The following is a 17463-nucleotide window of genomic DNA, read 5'->3' as shown; positions in this document are numbered from 1 at the left end:
TATCCCCACGCGCTACACTCATCCTGTAGACCAAAACAACGCAAGGGGGACGTATGCTGCGCATCGCGACCATCGGCACATCCATGATCACCGACGACTTTATCCAGGTCGTCAATGCCAACGACCAGGCTGTATTCGTAGGCACGCTCTCGCGCAACGCCGAGCGCGGCGCCGCCTTTACTGCCGAGCACGGCGGCGAGCGAAACTTTACTTCACTTGATGAGCTTGCAGCAGCCGCCGACGTCGACGCCGTCTATATCGGCAGCCCAAACGCACTTCACTACGAGCAGGCCCTTGCCTGCATCGCCAGCGGCAAGCACGTCATCGTCGAGAAGCCCTTCTGCGCCACCGAGGCGCAGGCGCTGGAAGTCTTCCGCGCCGCCGAGGCGGCGGGCGTCGTAGCCCTCGAGGCCATGCGCCCGCTCCATGACCCCGCTTTCCACGCCATCGAGGACGCCCTGGGCGAGATTGCGCCCATTCGTCGCGCCTCACTGCGCTTTGGCAAGTATTCTTCACGCTACAACGAGGTTCTCGCGGGACGCGCCACCAACATCTTCGACTGCCACATGGCCTCGGGCTCCCTCATGGATATTGGCGTCTACACCGTCGAGCCCATGGTCGAGATCTTCGGCATGCCCTCCGGCCTTACGAGCATGGCTACTCTGCTCGACCCCACCACGCAAGAGCTCACCCATGGCCCCATCGATGGCTGCGGTTCCATCCTCGCCAGCTACGGCGGTGGCCGTATCTCCGTCGAGCTCGCGCACTCCAAAATTACGAATGACCTACTGCCCTCGCAGATCGAAGGCGAGCGTGGCACTATCCAGATTGACCATCTGTCCACGCCCCGCAACGTCCGCATCGACTATCGCGGCGATGTCGTACGCGGCTCGGCGACCGAGGCGCCGCGCGAACAGAGCGACAACGGCCGCGTGCTCGACCTTCCCAAATCGAGCAACACCATGGAATACGAACTCGCAGACTTTATCACCGCCATCGGCGGCATCGATAACGTCAAGGAAGAGATTTGGGAGACCCCGGCGGGACGTCACGAGCTTGGCCACTATCGCGATGTCACGCTTGTCTCGCTGCGCATCATGGATGCCGTGCGCCAACAGACCGGCATTACCTTCCCCGCCGATTCTGTCAAGCAGGCCTAGCGATGGGTATTTTCGACAAGCTTTTCTCGGGCGTCGCCGGCGGCAGCCGCGAGCCCCAAAAGCCCTCTGGCGTCGAGCTCGAGCTGCGCCGCAGGCTTACTGTGCTCGCAAACGACGAGGCCACTCAAGACACTCCCCTGCGCTATTTCCTGCGCTGGGAGGGACAGGTCCAAGGCGTTGGTTTTCGCTTTACCAACACCAACCTCGCGCAGGCACGCGCACTCACCGGCTGGGTGCGTAACATGGAAGACGGCTCAGTCGAGATGGAGATACAGGGAGCTCCAGCAAACATCCTATCTCATCTCGAGGCGCTTCATGCCTCCTACGAGCGCATGGGAACGCGTTTTCGCCTCGTAGACGCCCAGGTCCGAGCCCCACTTGCCAATGAAGGCGGTTTCACTCCTCATTATTAGTATTGTGTGCTAAATACGGTATCATTTACCTACGACCGTTAATAGAAAAGAGGCGAGGCGCATGGCGGTGCAAAGAAGGAATACCAGGCAGCGAAAGCTAGTTCTTGATGCCGTGCGCCAAAGCTACAACCATCCCACCGCCGAAGAGATCTACAACGCTGTGCGCGCGCAGGATGACAAAATCAGCCGCGGTACGGTCTACCGCAACCTCAATCTCTTGGCCGATGCCGGGGAGATTCTCTCGATTAAAACGCCGGGCGGCAGCCGCTTCGATCGTGCCATCGAGCCGCATGCGCATATCATCTGCACCTCGTGTGGCCGCGTCATCGATGTGCCGCTCCCCTTCAATACCCAGCTCGACGCCAGGGCATCCGAACAAATCGGATGGAGCGTCAGCTCGCACTACACCATCTTCGAAGGCCTCTGCCCCAACTGTAGGTAGATTTTGGGACATGCCTTAAAAGCAACTTTTCACCGATTGCGGCAAAAGGAAGATTTCCAGGCATGTCCCAAATGTCTACTCAGCAAGTAGGCGACGCAGCTCTTCTTCGACCGTGCGCACGTAACGGACGCGGTCGTTGATACCGCGCATGCTGGGATTGCAGCTCTCCATCAGATAGGGATGGCCCACCACGTTGAGCATGTCGCGGTCGTTTTCATTATCGCCAAACGCCATCATTTCGTTAGGTGAGATCCCCAGCGCACGACCATAATCGGCAAGCGCGGACCCCTTGCCCGAATCAAAGCCGATAAAGTCGGTCCATTCGGTTCCCGACGTCATCACATCGACCCGGTCGCCAAAGCGACGGACGAAATACTCCAGCGCCGCCGGCTGCTCTGTCTCGGGCGTTTGAAACGCGATCTTAATGACGTCCTCGTCGATGTCCTCGGGGCGGTCGACCACCGCAACATCGCAATGGACCTCGTAGCGCAAATGGTCGACGAATGCATCGTTGCCGCTTATGGTGTAGAGGTGTCCCTCGCAGGAAAGGGTCACGTCGGCATGGGGATACGCAACCACGGCATTCGCGATATCCATAGCAAGGTTACGCTCCATGGAACGTTTGACAACGGCACGCCCCTCGCTCATCACGAGGGCTCCGTTTTCGCATACATAGGCGAGCTCATCGGCCACCGGGGCAAACAGATAGCGCAAGCTCGCATATTGACGGCCGCTCGCCGGCATAAACACGATGCCACGACGATGCAGCTCATCGATGAGCTCAAAGGCCTCGGAACGCGGCTCGCACTCCCCCGGATGCAGCAACGTGCCGTCCAAATCGCATGCAATCAGCTTGATTCCCTCAAGACCCATATGCTTTCCCCCACAGCACCTCATCAACAGCAAGACGGACTTTGAATAGCTGCCTCTCAAAGTCCGTCTTGCTCATACGCACGTTAACCGCGCGCCTTTTTTACGATCGTAAAGTCGGGAGCCATGCTCACAACGGCATACGCCGCACTCGACGCAAAACGCCGGTCCGTATCGAGTTCACGGCTAACCACCGAGAGCATAACGCCCTCGACGCCCCGGAGCATGCGGCCCAAAACAGGCTGCACCGGCGTATACATGCGCACGGTATGCTCGTCCGAATCGCCTCGGAAAAGCGGCGCATGCATGTTGCCGATCTCCCAGCACGCATGCGCGAGCGCAATCGGATCCATGCGGTCGACTTCGACCAAATAGACCTCGGCGCTGCGCAGGCGCACGACAACCGCCACGGGCACCATGCCCGAACGGTCGATGGCGAGCACGTCGCCGTCGGCAAGACGACTGCCGTCGGCAGCATCTAGCCGAACATCGACCGTGCGCCCCAGCTCCGTCACGCCCGCAAACGCGCATACGTCAGCCTGGTCCCAATCGAGCAGCAGCTCGTCAACTTCAAAGATGCCACCCAGCTCCCGACGAAGCAGGAGTTCATAGGACGGATCGTTGAGATTTCCCAAGCATGTCGTCGAAACCAAGCGTTCAGGCATACTCTAATCCTCGACCTCGACGAGCTCGATATCAAAGTTGAGATCCTTGCCGGCCAGCTCGTGGTTAGCATCGAGCGTCACGGCCTCGGGCGTCACATCGATGACAACGGCAGGGACAGGCATGCCGCTCGGCGTGGACAGGAAGAGCTTCATGCCCTTCTCGATCTGCTCGATGTTGGGAACCTGCTCGGCCGGGAAGGTGATAACCATCTCGGGATTGTGCTCGCCGTAGGCATCGGCAGCAGGAATGTGCACGGTCTTCTTCTCGCCCACCTGCATGTCGACAACGGCGGCATCGAAGCCCTTGATCATCTGACCGGCACCGCAGGTGAACTCCAGCGGCTCGCCGCGATCGTAGGAGCTATCGAACTGCGTGCCGTCGTCGAGCGTGCCGCGATAATGAGTCTTGACCTTCTTGCCCTGGTTGGACATGGAAACCTCCGTGATAAGGGCGGCACACAACGCGGGCCGCCATGAACGTATGGCGCTAACTATACCCTAGTCATACAATTCGAAGACAGTTTGCAAAGAAACGCTGCAACCGGAGGAACCATGGCATATCCCGTATTTGACTTGCACTGCGACACCGCCGACCGCATCGGCTGGGCCACGCTCGATCTCGACCTGCGCTTTACCGCCGGAACCGACGGTTATTTCCCCGGCGACGAGACGCATCCGCAAGATTTCGACCTCATCGAGGGCAACGCCTGCGCCATCTCGCTCACAAAGATCGGCAACACACCGTGGGCACAGTGCTTCGCCACGTTTGTCCCCGACGAGATTCCCTCCGCCCACGCCGCGCGCTTCCAGGCGCAGATCATGGCGCATATGAGCGGCCAGGCCATGCTCAACCACGATCGCATGGTCAACGTGCGCAGCGCCGCTGACATTCGCCCTGCGCTCAAGGACGGCAAGGTCGCCTGCATCCACACCATCGAAAACGCCACGTTCTTTGCCGAGGACCCCGCGCTGATCGAGGTGCTCAAGAGCTTGGGCGTACTCATGTCGTCACTCAGCTGGAACGCGCAGGGGCCGCTCGCGAGCGGACACGATACCCACGCCGGCCTCACCGCCTCCGGCATCGAGGCACTTACGCAGATGGAGCACGCCGGCATGGTGCTTGACGTCTCCCATCTCAACGATGAGTGCTTTGACGAGGTCGCCGCCCGCGCCACGCGTCCCTTCGTCGCCAGCCACTCCAACTCCCGTGCGGTTTGCGGCGCCAAACGCAACCTTACCGACGACCAGTTCCGCACCATTCGCGACATGGGTGGCATCGTCGGCCTCAACTACTGCAGCGAATTCCTTTCCAACGATGCAACCGACAAGACCGCCGCAGACGTCACCTTCGATCAGCTGGCGGCACATATCGAGCACTGGCTCGACCTGGGCGGCGAGGACGTCATCGCGCTCGGCGGCGACTGGGACGGCGCCACGGTGCCCGCTTTCCTCTCCGATGCCAGCAAGATGCCCGAGTTCCAGAACATGCTCTCCAAGCATTTTGGCAAGACCGTGATGCAAAAGCTCTGCAGCGACAACGCGCTTGCCTTCTTTGAGCGTTATTAATTTCACATCCCTTGAGCGGGCCGGCATGCCGAACGGTCGACATGCCGGCCCGTCCCCAATCTGAAGGACCGCTTTTGACGCAGCAGTTTACGATTTCCGTATCCCGACCGGATGGGATGCCCATCCCCGTCGTCGTTACCAAAAAGCGTGTCAAGAACTTCAACCTACGCGTCACATCGAGCGGTGAGGTCCACGCAAGCGCACCGCTCGGTGCCACCCGCGAGCGTATCGAAGCATTTGTGAAGCGCAACAGCGCCTGGATTATCAGCCGACTTGCCCAGCGCGAGCAACGTCAGGCGACGGAGCGAGAGCCGCTCAGCCCCTCGTCCATCATTGCGCTTTGGGGCAAGCCCATCACGGTACAAGATGCGCTCGATCACAACTTTGCATCACCCGCACCGCGACCCAAACAGGCCACCTTCGCAAGTTTTATGGGTACCGACGAGCCAGACGAACACCCACAGGCCAAGCGGCACGCAATCCTCGACGGCCTAACGCCCGATGAGCTCCAAGCCCGCATCGACCAGCTCTATACATCCGAGGTCACCACGGCGCTGCGCGATATGGTGCGCACATACGAAATCGCAATGGGTATCGCCGCTTCCCGCGTTTCCGTGCGCAGCATGAAGACGCGCTGGGGCTCGTGTACGCCCAAAACCGGTGCCATTCGCATCGCACGCGAGCTTGCCGCCTACCCCGTCGAGTGCCTTGACATGGTTGTCGCCCACGAGCTCGTCCACTTGCTCGAGCCAAGCCACAATCAGCGGTTTCACGCCCTGCTCGACACGTACTGCCCCAACAATAGAGCTCTGTCGCAGCGGCTCAAGCAGCCACCCATAGAGACGTATTAGAACCGGTTAGCGCACGCGCTCGATCTCGACACCGCAGCTTGCCAGGGGAAGACCGACGGGCGCCCAAGGCTTATCGAGCTTAACACGCACGCCGAGCAGCAGAGGGTAACGACGTAGCAGCATCTGGGCCACGCCCTCGGCTGCGGCCTCGATGAGCTTAAACGTATGCTCGCGCAGATAGCCATCGACATCGTGGCACACCGAGCCGTAGTCAATCGAGGCATCCAGGTTATCGTGCTCCCCTGCTGCACGCAGGTCGGCATAGAGCACCAAGGACACGATGAACTTCTGGCCCAGGGCGTTCTCCTCGGGATACACGCCGTGGTTGGCAAAGACCTCAAGACCTTCAACGGTGATGCGATCGGCATGGCGCAGATCGTCATAGCTCACGTGGGGCACCGCCGTTGCGGTGGATATTTCGCCCCTTCCACGGCGGGCGAGCTCGGCGCCTTCAGTCTTGGTTGCATTCTCGGGCAGTTTCTTGTTGGTCATCGCGTTCGTCTCCTTCGTTTAGAACCCCGACCGCGCAAACCAACTACACGCGAATCGACAGGTTCTTTTTATCATCGCTCCAGTTGCAGGCATTGCGCGCGGGGCATGCAAAGCAGGCGCGCGATGCTTTGTCGGCTGCATAGAGCAGACGCTCAAGCGGTTGGCTGTTCACGCGCAGCTTTCTATGGCCTAAAATGGCCGTCTTAATGGCCGCGGCATCGGCCGGATCAAATGCCACGTCATCGGGCATGCCGCCAAGAATCGCATCAGCGACGCGCTCGCTTGCAACATCATGGGATATACCCGATTCATACTGTTCATCTTTGCCGATATCGTGAAGAAGTGCCGTGGCGTATATGACCTCGCGGTCAAATTCGAGCTGTTCCTCAAGATTCTTAATCCACATAATGCGCGCGACATCCAGCAGATGGTCAATACCGTGGCGGCAAAAGATGCGCCCCGATTCCAACTGTGCAATGTTGCCCAGGTGCCGCCGGAACAGCCCGTTGGCACAAATGTAATCAATGCGAGGCATGGCGCCAAAGGGAGTCAGGCCCGAAGCCATAAAACCGCGACGCGGCGTCCCCTCATCGGTCTTCGATGTAAAGTCGTTGACGACTCTCATGGTTAGCGGTCCAGCATCCTAAAGAATCGCTCCTCGAGCGCGGGATCGGTCTCAAAGACACCGCGACGAGCAAGCGTTACGGTCTTGGTACCGGGCTTTTGCACGCCGCGCATGGTCATGCACATATGCTCGGCTTCCATCAGCACGATCGCCCCTTGGGGAGCAAGATATTCCATGAGGGCATCGGCAACCTGCGCGCACAGCTGCTCCTGCAGCTGCAGACGACGGGCATAAACCTCAACCGTGCGAGCAAGCTTAGACAGACCCGCCACGCGACCGTTAGGGATATAGCCGATCGCAGCCTTGCCATAAAACGGCAGCAGATGGTGCTCGCACAGCGAGTAAAACGTAATGTCGCGCTCGATAACCAAATCGTTCGAAGCGACGGCAAAGGTTTTGGACAGGTGCTCCTCGGCACTCTGGCCCATACCGCCGGCAATCTCGCCATACATACGGGCGACGCGTGCCGGGGTCTCCAGCAGGCCCTCACGAGTTGGGTCCTCGCCTATACCTTCAAGCAGCAGCTTAATAGCAGTCTCGACTTTTTCCTGATCGACCATCTGGGCCTCACTTTTTTCGATTTCGCGTTCGCGCTATGGTACCACGCTGGCACGCAACCTCTTCCAGCTACATAGTATGGGTCGAATAGACCGGATCGTCCCGCCAAAGCTCCACAGCGTCGCAAAGCGCAACGCCCTCGCGCGCAGCACGAGCGCGCGAGGCGTTCATGTCGATCACGCGCTGATTGCTCGAGCCCCTAAAGCGCAACGAGATATCGTACAGATCTTGAACGAACGGACCGTCTACCAGCATGTCGAGGCAAGCAAGGATACGGTCCGTCACGTCGGTATGGTGACGGCCGCCCGGCATTAGTTCCTCGAGCACGTCACCGGTAAAGCACCAAATGGTCTTCCCAGACTCCACAGGATAGGTCGCACGCACGCGTTCGATAAAATCAACGAGCCCCGCCTGGTTCTCGGGTTCCATAGGCTCCCCGCCCAGAATCGTCAGGCCATCAATAAAGGGATGATCAAGACTCTCGATGATTTTGTCCTCGACGGCACGATCGAACGGTTCACCCGCGGCAAAGTCCCACGCGACGGAGTTAAAACAATTCTTGCACCCACGACGGCACCCACTCACAAACAGAGATGTACGAACGCCTTCTCCATCAGCAATGTCGAAATACTTAATGTTCGCGTAGTTCATAGGTAACCTTCCTGGGGGTCTGGAGCATATCATCCCGTCCTCAAACATTCTCGGCCTTCGGCCTGCGAAACTGCGGGCGGGACGATATGCTCCAGATCCCTCGCGAGCGACACTCGGTGAACAAAGCGAACATCGAGCATAGGGTTCGAGGTCCAATAAAAACTGGGTTGCGGCTCAACCGCCATCTCAAGTAAATCGCAGCTGCAGCTCGAATTATTTCCGCTAAGAACTTCGAGGAGTGAGCAGACCGCATGCTGCATCTCAGCTACATCAACTTGGCTGCCCCGTAGCGAGGCCCCGGACCTTTGCTCGATATGAGTTCCGCACGAACAGGAGGCGCCAGTGGCGCCTCCGTCGTGAGCCAGGACTGTCCGAAATGGCGAGTAAAGGTCCGGGGCCTCGCTACGGGGCAGCCTGGGATGGTTATTAGAGATGCAGCACGCGGTCGCGGATCTCCTCGGTTCGACCCTGGTTCCAGAACTGGGTACCGATGTAGCCGCACGTGCGACGGGCGACATTCATCTTCTCCTGGTCACGATTGCCGCAATTGGGGCACTCCCACACCAGTTTGCCATCGTCCTCGACAATGCGAATCTCGCCGTCATAGCCGCACACCTGGCAGTAATCGCTCTTGGTGTTGAGCTCGGCGTACATGATGTTGTCGTAGATGTACTGCATTACGCGAATGACCGCCTTGAGGTTGTCCTGCATGTTGGGAACCTCAACGTAGGAGATAGCACCGCCCGGCGAAAGCTGCTGGAACATGCCCTCAAACTTAAGCTTGTCGAAGGCATCGATCTCCTCGGACACGTGGACGTGATAGCTGTTAGTAATGTAGCCCTTGTCCGTCACGCCCGGGATAATGCCGAAACGGCGCTGCAGGCACTTGGCGAACTTGTAGGTCGTCGACTCAAGCGGAGTGCCGTACAGCGAGAAGTCGATATCGCTTTCGGCCTTCCACTCGGCGCACTTGTCGTTCATGTGCTGCATGACGGCCATGGCAAACGGCGTGCCCTCCTTCTCGGTGTGGCTGTGGCCCGTCATGTACTTGACGCACTCATACAGACCGGCGTAACCCAGGCTAATGGTGGAATAGCCGCCCACGAGCAGCTTGTCGATCGTCTCACCCTTCTTAAGGCGCGCCAAGGCACCGTACTGCCAAAGAATCGGCGCAGCATCCGAAAGCGTGCCCATCAGGCGCTCATGACGGCACAGCAGGGCGCGGTGGCACAGCTCAAGGCGCTCATCGAAGATCTTCCAGAACTTGTCCATGTCCTGATGCGAGCTCAGCGCAACATCGGGCAGGTTGATGGTCACAACACCCTGGTTAAAGCGACCATAGTACTTAGGCTTGGTCGGGTCATAGTTCAGAGCGTTGGCGACATTGTTAAAGCCGTTGCCCGAACGGTCGGGCGTCAGGAAACTGCGGCAACCCATGCAGGTATAGCAATCGCCGTTGCCGGCGGTCTCGCCCTTAGACAGCTTGAGCTCGCGCATCTTCTTCTCGGAGATGTAGTCGGGCACCATGCGCTTGGCGGTGCACTTGGCGGCGAGCTTGGTCAGATAGAAGTACGGCGAATCCTCGCGGATGTTATCGTCCTCGAGCACGTAGATGAGCTTGGGGAACGCCGGGGTGATCCACACGCCGGCTTCGTTCTTAACGCCCTCATAGCGTTGACGAAGCGTCTCCTCCACAATCATGGCAAGGTCGTGCTTCTCCTGGGGCGTACGGGCCTCATTGAGATACATAAAGACCGTCACGAACGGCGCCTGGCCATTCGTGGTCATAAGGGTCACGACCTGATACTGAATCGTCTGGACGCCGCGACGAATCTCATCGCGCAGGCGTTCCTCAACGACCTCGCGAACCTTCTCGGCAGATGCCGAAACACCGAGCTCCTCAAGCTCGCGAGTGACCTCGCCGCGAATCTTTTGACGGCTCACCTCAACGAACGGGGCGAGATGGGTCAGCGAAATAGACTGACCGCCGTACTGGGAGGAAGCAACCTGGGCGATAATCTGCGTCGCGATGTTGCAGGCGGTCGAGAAGCTGTGCGGCTTCTCGATCAGCGTGCCCGAGATAACGGTGCCGTTCTGGAGCATGTCCTCCAGGTTCACCAGATCGCAGTTGTGCATGTGCTGGGCAAAGTAATCCGAATCGTGGAAATGGATCAGGCCCTCATTATGGGCATCCACGATCTCCTGGGGCAGCAGCACGCGTTGGGTCAGGTCCTTGGAAATCTCGCCGGCCATATAGTCGCGCTGAACGGAATTGACGGTCGGATTCTTATTGGAGTTCTCCTGCTTAACCTCTTCGTTATTGCACTCGATCAGCGACAGGATCTTGTCGTCGGTCGTGTTCTTTTGGCGCTTCAGGCTCTGAACATAACGATAGATGATGTAGCGGCGAGCGACCTCGTAGCAGTCGAGACGCATGATCTCGTCCTCGACCAGATCCTGGATCTCCTCGACCGATACGGTATGGCCGGCCTTCTCACATGCCTCGGCGACGTTTTGCGCCGCGTAGATCACCTGGCGGTCGGTAAGACGAGAGCCCTCCTCGACCTCCAAGTTGGCGGCGCGAATCGCATTGACGATCTTATCGATGTCAAAGGCAACCTCGGTGCCGCTGCGCTTGATGATCTTCATCCTCTTGCCTCTTTCGCGTCGTAATCCCATTGCGCTTCAGAGCCAAACGATGCCTGGCAGGGCTTGTCCCTGTCTTGCGGCGCCGTCGCGCAATCTGTGCTCTCGATAAACCATAGGTCCTCATGCGGACAATCCTCGCGGCCGATCAAGCGGCTCAAAGGCGTGTCCAAATGGGACGAACAAGGTCTTCGTTCTCTGTCCGCCATCTATCATACGACAAAGACGCCTCTATATCCTGTATTCTTTTTTTAGGTCAAACACAACATATAGTGTTTCAGCAGGTCAAAGCAATTGGTCATTTTACAGACACATTAATTATGAGGGTTTCTCGGCAAGTCGGTAAAACGTTACCAACGCGGCTACCTGCAAGGCAGTTATAAAACCCCCTAGTCAAGCCGCCGACAAATCCTACCAAAACCAAGCCGCTCACGCGAAAAGAATCCAAAAGATTATGCTTGACCAACATGTTGCGGTCGAATGCCGGCGGACGGAGCGACGGGGCTGCAAACGCTCGGAAGACTACAGCCCCGGCACCCCGTCCGCCGGCATTCGATAGGCGAGGAGCTATTACCTCTCTTCGCGAGCTATCATGCGGCCGAGAGCCGCTGTAAAGGGATCGAGCAGCACGCCGGCGATAACCACAAAAGCCCACCCCTTTGTGACAAGGCCCGCCCAGCGCGCGAAGAACGTACGGCCTTCAATCGTTCCGAATCCTCCCTGGAAGGCAATCTCGCCAAAACCGATCACCATAAAAGATTGCATGGGGGTCAACCATGGAAACGCGGGCGACGTGCACGGTTATGATCAAAATAATCATCTCCCACGAGACCAAGAGGCCAATAACGACAAATTATGCTGGGCAGCAAATGCAACGTGAAAAGCGACCGAGGTCGATAATTTGACGGCATATTATGTGTGTTTATAACAAAACAGTCCAGAAGCAAAGCCTCTGGACTGCGAACATTTGGTGGGCGTTACAAGATTTGAACTTGTGACCTCTTCCGTGTCAGGGAAGCGCTCTCCCCCTGAGCTAAACGCCCAAATGGAGCGGACAACGGGGCTCGAACCCGCGACCCCAACCTTGGCAAGGTTGTGCTCTACCAACTGAGCCATGTCCGCTTACGGGGATTAATCTTACGTGATGCCCGCATCCTATGCAAGAACTTTTTTTGAAAAGTTTTGCGACGCCCTCGCGAACCTCACGAAGACATCAGTCACCTCAAAAAGGCCGAGCTCCTCACCCTGATACACGTATGCCGAGCCCGGAAGCGCCAGCTCAAGCAAAAGGGCCGCCCGCGCGCGGCGCTCGCCGAGTTCACGGTCCTCGTCATAAGACGACCCGTCGCGTAAGAGCCAGTCGAGCGCAATCTGGTGGTAGCGCGTCGCCTTGATTTGCGGCAGGGCATAGCGCGTCGCCACGCGCGATAGATCTCGTGGACCTCGTTGCGGTCCCACAGCGGATGGGTGCCGTCGTCAACCATGTCATCGCCCTCGGCGAGATGCCACCGGTCAAGGTCATCGCGGTCGAGGTCCTTGGCGAGACCGTGCGCCACATCAATGCGAAAGCCATCAACGCCTCGATCGCTCCAAAACGTCAGGACGTCGCAAAAGAACGCATGAACCTCGGGGCATGACCAGACAAAGTCCGGCCGCTCGGGCATAAACATATGCAGCTACCACTGACCGTCCGCAACACGCGTCCAGGCGGGGCCGCCAAAGTTGGCATTCCAATTGGTGGGAGGCAGCTCGCCATGTTCGCCGCGACCATCGCGGAAGATATAACGGGCGCGCTCGGGCGATCCAGGGCCGGCGGCAAGAGCGGCTTTGAACCAGGGGTGCTGGTTGGATGAATGATTGGGCACGATGTCGACGATGACCTTGATGCCGCACGCGTGAGCCGCAGCGACCATGTCATCGAAGTCGTCAAGCGAGCCGAGACGTGGGTCGACATCGCAGTAGTCCGCCACATCATAGCCACCATCGACAAGAGGCGATGGGTAAAACGGGCTCAGCCAGATGGCCTCGATGCCCAGCCGCTCAAGATAGTCCATCTGCTGGGTAATGCCCACGATGATACGCCCAAAGCTGTTATTCGCGGCAAACAACGCCACGGCCACGCCCCAAGACGCTCGCCCCCTCTCGGGTTCGAGCCTCCCGGGACGAATCGACCGATTAGTGAAAAGAACGGAAAACCCACTCCCCCGGCCACGACAGCGAGCGGGCTCCGGGTGCCCCAGGTTGCCGCGAAAGAGGAGGGAAGCGTACTTTATGTACGCGACCGACGATTGAGGGGCAAGATGGGGTGCCCGGGGCTCGCGCAGCGTCAACAAAAAACGCGGTTCGTTAGAACCGCGTAAGATAGTTGGAGCGGACAACGGGGCTCGAACCCGCGACCCCAACCTTGGCAAGGTTGTGCTCTACCAACTGAGCCATGTCCGCATATGTAAAACAAAACGGGCGCCGGAGCGCCCGGATGTTGCCTGGAGGCGAAGCCCGGATTCGAACCGGGGGTAAAGGCTTTGCAGGCCTCTGCCTTACCACTTGGCCACTTCGCCGAAAAAGGACCGTTAAGAACGGTCCGGAAATGCAATGGAGCGGACAACGGGGCTCGAACCCGCGACCCCAACCTTGGCAAGGTTGTGCTCTACCAACTGAGCCATGTCCGCTTGCGGGTTATTAATTTACGCGAGTTATCCAAAAGACGCAAGTACTTTTTTCAAAAAAGTTGCCCAAAGCAAGTTCACGCAGGAAAATCATGTCGACCCAAGGCGCTAAGCGCACGATTCCAATGCCGAGCTAAACAGCTTCACCATCCGAACGCGTGTGCCGGCACCATCCGTGCGACGGGCAACCTCCACATTATCGACGAGCATGCGCATAAGCTTGATACCTCGTCCGCGTTCCTCGGATGCCATCGGTTCGCTCGCCCCATCGATAGAATAGCCAGAACCTCGATCAAGCACCTCAAGCACAACACGGTCCCCATAGGCCTGAATCGTCAGGATACAGCCAACACCGCCCGCATGGTCATATGCGTTACCCAATGCCTCCCCCAACGCTAATGCGACGTCATAGCGCTCATCACGCCTCAGGGGAAGCGATTCGAGAATCTCGGCCACACGGTGCCGATAATACGGGAGATTCTCGATGCCTCGCTGCACCTTGACGCTCTTGCTCCATCGCGGCAACTCCCCCACCGGAATGGCGGGAATCGACTCCCGCACCGGACCCGCAACATGAAGGATGTCGACAAGTCGGGCAATCTCCAAAAAGCGAACGACCTCATCGGAGGCGTTAACAAGCGAAAGCAGCCCTTCTCGTCTCATAAGCTCTCTGGCACGCGTAAGCAAAAACGCCAAACCCGTCGAGTCGATAAAAGCCACGGTCTGGCAATTGATGACAACACGGCGCACGCCCCGGTCGATTAAATTATCCAACCGTCGGCGCAGCTCGGGCACCGAGGCGATATCGATATCGCCCGGTGGCGTCAAAACCGCTATGTCATTCCACTCATTCATGCGACCATGGTTCCCCAAAAGAGCTCGCTCGATGCACACTTTTCTGCAACCGTTAGGATTCTGTATGCCCAACGTCGCGACCTACGATCGACCCCGTAAAAACTCAAGGGACACCAATGCAATGTCATCGTCCAGCGCCGAGTCGGTAAAGCGGTCAAGCTCGCCCAAGACCTTACCGCAGATGCCCGATACGCCCTCACCCGAAACAGAGAGTAGAAGGTCGCGCAGGCGTTGCTCGCCAAAGAAAGCACCCGAGCGGTCGCGTGCTTCGATCGTTCCGTCGGTATACATAAACAGCATGTCACCAGGATCGAACGAAAACACGCCCGTCTCGTACACCATGCTCTCAAAGGCACCGATCACGCCCGATTGGCACCCAAGGAGCTCCACTTCTCCCCCGCAGGTCTCTCCTCCGCCATGCGGCGTCGACGACGGCCTAATGACCATAGTGGGAGGATGTCCCGCAGAGCAATAGGTAGCGCGGCCCGCTTTAAGATCAATCTTGGCGATAAACGCCGTCACAAACGTCTCGACCCTCGAAAAGCCCATGAGCATGCTATTGAGCGAGCGGGCCATGCGAGCGGGTCCCGCACCCTCCCAGGCATAAGCCGTCAACGCCGTCTTGACGAGCGCCGACATCGACGCCGCCTCAATTCCTTTGCCGGAGACATCGCCCAATATCATAACGGCGCAATCGTCGGGAAGACGGACAAGCGTATAGAAGTCACCACCGACCAACGCCGAATTCGTTGCCGACAGGTATACCGAATCGGTTGCGATGCCCGGAACGTCGCTGAGCGAATTTCTCATGCCAATCTGAAGCGTCTGAGCGATATGACGCTCTTCACGCTTTTGAGACTCGCCCTCATAGATCAGCTCAAAGTCGTGTGCCAAATGCACCATGTAATCGTATTCAAGGTCGTCGATTGGCTCCTGGCTGCCATCACGGAGCAGCAAAACGCGCCTCGTCGGTCCCTTGGCGATATCAGCGGGCACGATTGCATCGTTGCTTCGCGTACCATCCGCCTCCGAGTGGCAGCGCCCCGCCTCGATACCGGAATCGACATAAAGTCCCTGACACGGCAGGCCGTGGGCTCTCAACCATGCGCCCATAGTCGTGGATTCGTCCACGCGCGTAAGGCGCACGTGCTTGAGGTCGTCGGCGCTCGTCCCACCCAGCACCGATGTCTCAAATCCATCGGAAATTGCCCCCAGGCGCGCCGCCGGCGTCGTGACAGAAAAGAAGAGTGACTCCGGATCGCCCGGCAATGCCACACGACTGCCGCCTTCAAAATCGATGACATAGGTTCCGAGGCCCGCATCATACTCCACGGGGCAGAAATGGCAACTGAGCACAGCGCAGATTTCGGTCGACACCGCACGCGAGGCGGCAATAGGATCATCGAGATAGGCAAACAACTCATCGCGCAGCACGTTGAGAGAACGGCCAAGCTCTGCCGTGCGACGTGAACGCAGACTCGATGCCATGCCGACTAGTTGGATGGAGAGATAATCGCAAATGACCTCGAGCACGTTGACATCATAGGCAAGCGGCGCCTGCGGACGTTTCCAACCGACCTCCAACACACCGAGCACCTGAGTGCCATAAAACACGGGAAGACATATCTCGCTGCGGTATGGAGGCATATCTTGCACGCGTAGCAGGTGCTTAGAACGATTGTCCAGGTCCATAAACATACCCGAGGCAACCCTATCGCCCTCGAGGTCCTGCTGAATCGACAGGCGGCAGGCACGAGACTCACGGAGCACATACGTCGGGATACCCGCACCATACGGCATAAACTCGGGCAGGTAGCTGTCATACAGCTCCTTGGAAACACCGCGAAGCTTAAAACCGCCGCTCTCAGAAAAATAGATGGCAGCACCCGAGGCATCGAGGGTTCCTACAAGCTGGTTCAAAACGGTATCCAACAAACTAGGCAGCTCATCGGAGCCCACCGTGCTCATAATGACCGACAACGTGCCCGAGAGGCGCTTATTCGCCACTCTGAGCTCCGAAAGCGCACGCTTGAGCTGACGGTCATGCGAATACTGCTCTTCGATACTATGGAGCGCCACGAGGACACGCGGCGCACGGCGGCCAAAGATACGAGGCGGCGTAACCGAGCCGGCACAAACTAGGACGGGAATAAAGGAGCCGTCACTGAGCTTAAGCATCAACTCGCTCTCGGTACCATTGGTCTCAAAAGGAAGACGATGTTCTGTCGCGCGTTCAAATGCTGACGAGTACAAGAGATCTTTAACGTCCCCGTTGATCACATCGGAACGTTCCTCGCAGATCAAGTCGAGCAAGCGATTGTTTACATGCAAAATGGTTCCGTCGAGCTCGCAGATAATGACAGCATCGCTCGTAATATCGACCAATTGGGCAACGTCAACCCACTCATTGCGCTCAAGCGTTTCCATCGTGAACCTCACCGTCTATCGGTAACAAAAAAGCCTCCGAAGAGGCTTCTCAAATGCGATGGTGTCGGAGGCGGGACTTGAACCCGCATGACCAAAAAGCGGTCACTAGCACCTCAAGCTAGCGCGTCTGCCAATTCCGCCACTCCGACATGCTATGTTGTTGATTCGCAGTTCGTTTTGTTGGACCCGCGCTTTCAACGAGGAAGATAATAACCTATGATTCGAGAACTGTGCAAGCACTTTTTTCAAAAAAGTTTACGAATTTGAAAATGCGCAGGTAGACTGACCTGTTCGGGCAGGAATGGGGTTGCCTTCCAACGCGTCCTCGGGCATGCGGCATTATTTTGATCTGCGCTTCGCGCTACAAAATAATGCCGCCCCCTGCGGAATGCGTTGGAAGTCAACCTCATTCCTGCCCTAGGGGCACATGCTTCATGCACAGTTCTCAAACATGTTCTGGGGGCTGATATTAATTTAGTGGCTCGGCTTTGCCGAGCCCTTTTATGGGGAGGCCGGAGCTAAAGCTCCGGCCTCGCTCAATTTTTTATTAGATTAAGTGAGCGATCAAGGAATCGC

The 17463-nt window shown here is 57.9% G+C and carries 17 protein-coding genes, 6 tRNA genes and 1 pseudogene; 5 read left to right on the top strand and 19 right to left on the bottom strand.

The window, feature by feature from the left end; translation table 11 throughout:
• Window positions 1–53: 53 nt before the first annotated feature.
• From ACTNBY_RS05715 to ACTNBY_RS05705, 3 genes are all read left to right on the top strand, one after another.
• A complete protein-coding gene (locus ACTNBY_RS05715) occupies window positions 54–1160 on the top strand; it encodes a Gfo/Idh/MocA family protein (RefSeq protein ID WP_427795949.1) in 1107 nt (368 codons plus the stop codon).
• Between the two features lie 2 nt (window positions 1161–1162).
• A complete protein-coding gene (locus ACTNBY_RS05710; RefSeq protein WP_441063743.1) occupies window positions 1163–1573 on the top strand; it encodes an acylphosphatase in 411 nt (136 codons plus the stop codon).
• A 61-nt stretch (window positions 1574–1634) separates the two neighbouring features.
• Entirely contained in the window at window positions 1635–2015 is a 381-nt protein-coding gene (locus ACTNBY_RS05705; RefSeq protein ID WP_154517406.1) for a Fur family transcriptional regulator, read from the top strand.
• A gap of 75 nt (window positions 2016–2090) precedes the next feature.
• On the opposite strand, the gene ACTNBY_RS05700 is transcribed toward ACTNBY_RS05705, so the two are convergent.
• The 3 genes from ACTNBY_RS05700 to ACTNBY_RS05690 all read right to left on the bottom strand — a co-directional run bounded on the left by ACTNBY_RS05700 (window position 2091) and on the right by ACTNBY_RS05690 (window position 3982).
• A complete protein-coding gene (locus ACTNBY_RS05700) occupies window positions 2091–2888 on the bottom strand; it encodes an HAD-IIB family hydrolase (protein WP_427718600.1) in 798 nt (265 codons plus the stop codon).
• Between the two features lie 83 nt (window positions 2889–2971).
• Window positions 2972–3550 carry an urease accessory protein UreE gene (locus ACTNBY_RS05695; RefSeq protein WP_441048578.1) on the bottom strand — a complete coding sequence of 193 codons (579 nt, stop codon included), beginning with the start codon at window positions 3548–3550 and terminating at the stop codon, window positions 2972–2974.
• A 3-nt stretch (window positions 3551–3553) separates the two neighbouring features.
• On the bottom strand, window positions 3554–3982 hold the full coding sequence (locus tag ACTNBY_RS05690; protein WP_117640821.1) for an FKBP-type peptidyl-prolyl cis-trans isomerase: 429 nt from the start codon (window positions 3980–3982) through the stop codon (window positions 3554–3556).
• A gap of 120 nt (window positions 3983–4102) precedes the next feature.
• Here ACTNBY_RS05690 and ACTNBY_RS05685 point away from each other — a divergent pair, with 120 nt between their 5' ends.
• Both ACTNBY_RS05685 and ACTNBY_RS05680 read left to right on the top strand, forming a co-directional pair.
• Window positions 4103–5116 carry a dipeptidase gene (locus ACTNBY_RS05685; protein WP_441063741.1) on the top strand — a complete coding sequence of 338 codons (1014 nt, stop codon included), beginning with the start codon at window positions 4103–4105 and terminating at the stop codon, window positions 5114–5116.
• A gap of 74 nt (window positions 5117–5190) precedes the next feature.
• Window positions 5191–5967, top strand: coding sequence for a M48 family metallopeptidase (locus ACTNBY_RS05680; protein WP_441063739.1), 777 nt, complete (start codon window positions 5191–5193; stop codon window positions 5965–5967).
• 6 nt (window positions 5968–5973) lie between these two features.
• On the opposite strand, the gene folB is transcribed toward ACTNBY_RS05680, so the two are convergent.
• The 16 genes and pseudogenes from folB to ACTNBY_RS05600 form a co-directional block, all read right to left on the bottom strand.
• Window positions 5974–6459: a dihydroneopterin aldolase gene (folB, locus tag ACTNBY_RS05675; protein WP_427718610.1), complete on the bottom strand. Its 486-nt coding sequence runs from the start codon at window positions 6457–6459 to the stop codon at window positions 5974–5976.
• A 43-nt stretch (window positions 6460–6502) separates the two neighbouring features.
• Window positions 6503–7084, bottom strand: coding sequence for an HD domain-containing protein (locus ACTNBY_RS05670; protein WP_195838586.1), 582 nt, complete (start codon window positions 7082–7084; stop codon window positions 6503–6505).
• Window positions 7085–7086: 2 nt separating this feature from the next.
• Window positions 7087–7644, bottom strand: coding sequence for a GTP cyclohydrolase I FolE (gene folE, locus ACTNBY_RS05665; protein ID WP_427795955.1), 558 nt, complete (start codon window positions 7642–7644; stop codon window positions 7087–7089).
• A 67-nt stretch (window positions 7645–7711) separates the two neighbouring features.
• Window positions 7712–8293, bottom strand: a complete 582-nt coding sequence (gene nrdG, locus ACTNBY_RS05660; protein WP_441015851.1) for an anaerobic ribonucleoside-triphosphate reductase activating protein — start codon at window positions 8291–8293, stop codon at window positions 7712–7714.
• Between the two features lie 426 nt (window positions 8294–8719).
• The gene (nrdD, locus tag ACTNBY_RS05655; protein WP_441063738.1) at window positions 8720–10942 is read right to left on the bottom strand and encodes an anaerobic ribonucleoside-triphosphate reductase; all 2223 of its coding nucleotides are present in this window, start codon (window positions 10940–10942) and stop codon (window positions 8720–8722) included.
• Window positions 10943–11509: 567 nt separating this feature from the next.
• Entirely contained in the window at window positions 11510–11704 is a 195-nt protein-coding gene (locus ACTNBY_RS05650) for a hypothetical protein (RefSeq protein WP_427794838.1), read from the bottom strand.
• 203 nt (window positions 11705–11907) lie between these two features.
• A tRNA-Val gene (locus tag ACTNBY_RS05645) sits at window positions 11908–11982 on the bottom strand.
• Between the two features lie 3 nt (window positions 11983–11985).
• Window positions 11986–12061, bottom strand: a tRNA-Gly gene (locus ACTNBY_RS05640).
• Between the two features lie 33 nt (window positions 12062–12094).
• Window positions 12095–12361 carry a hypothetical protein gene (locus ACTNBY_RS05635; protein WP_441056995.1) on the bottom strand — a complete coding sequence of 89 codons (267 nt, stop codon included), beginning with the start codon at window positions 12359–12361 and terminating at the stop codon, window positions 12095–12097.
• Between the two features lie 32 nt (window positions 12362–12393).
• Window positions 12394–12993: pseudogene (locus tag ACTNBY_RS05630) on the bottom strand (alpha-amylase family glycosyl hydrolase); the annotation flags it as partial.
• A 312-nt stretch (window positions 12994–13305) separates the two neighbouring features.
• Window positions 13306–13381 (bottom strand) — tRNA-Gly (locus tag ACTNBY_RS05625).
• Between the two features lie 42 nt (window positions 13382–13423).
• A tRNA-Cys gene (locus tag ACTNBY_RS05620) sits at window positions 13424–13497 on the bottom strand.
• A gap of 35 nt (window positions 13498–13532) precedes the next feature.
• Window positions 13533–13608 (bottom strand) — tRNA-Gly (locus ACTNBY_RS05615).
• Between the two features lie 105 nt (window positions 13609–13713).
• Window positions 13714–14460: an anti-sigma factor antagonist gene (locus tag ACTNBY_RS05610; RefSeq protein ID WP_441063736.1), complete on the bottom strand. Its 747-nt coding sequence runs from the start codon at window positions 14458–14460 to the stop codon at window positions 13714–13716.
• Between the two features lie 81 nt (window positions 14461–14541).
• Window positions 14542–16887, bottom strand: coding sequence for a GAF domain-containing SpoIIE family protein phosphatase (locus ACTNBY_RS05605; protein WP_441063735.1), 2346 nt, complete (start codon window positions 16885–16887; stop codon window positions 14542–14544).
• A 59-nt stretch (window positions 16888–16946) separates the two neighbouring features.
• Window positions 16947–17036, bottom strand: a tRNA-Leu gene (locus tag ACTNBY_RS05600).
• Window positions 17037–17463: the final 427 nt, after the last annotated feature.

It is taken from the genome of Collinsella sp. HCP28S3_E12 (assembly GCF_052065595.1).
Taxonomy (GTDB): domain Bacteria; phylum Actinomycetota; class Coriobacteriia; order Coriobacteriales; family Coriobacteriaceae; genus Collinsella.
Note: the sequence above shows the minus strand (reverse complement) of the source record. Positions and strands in the feature narration are given on the sequence as shown.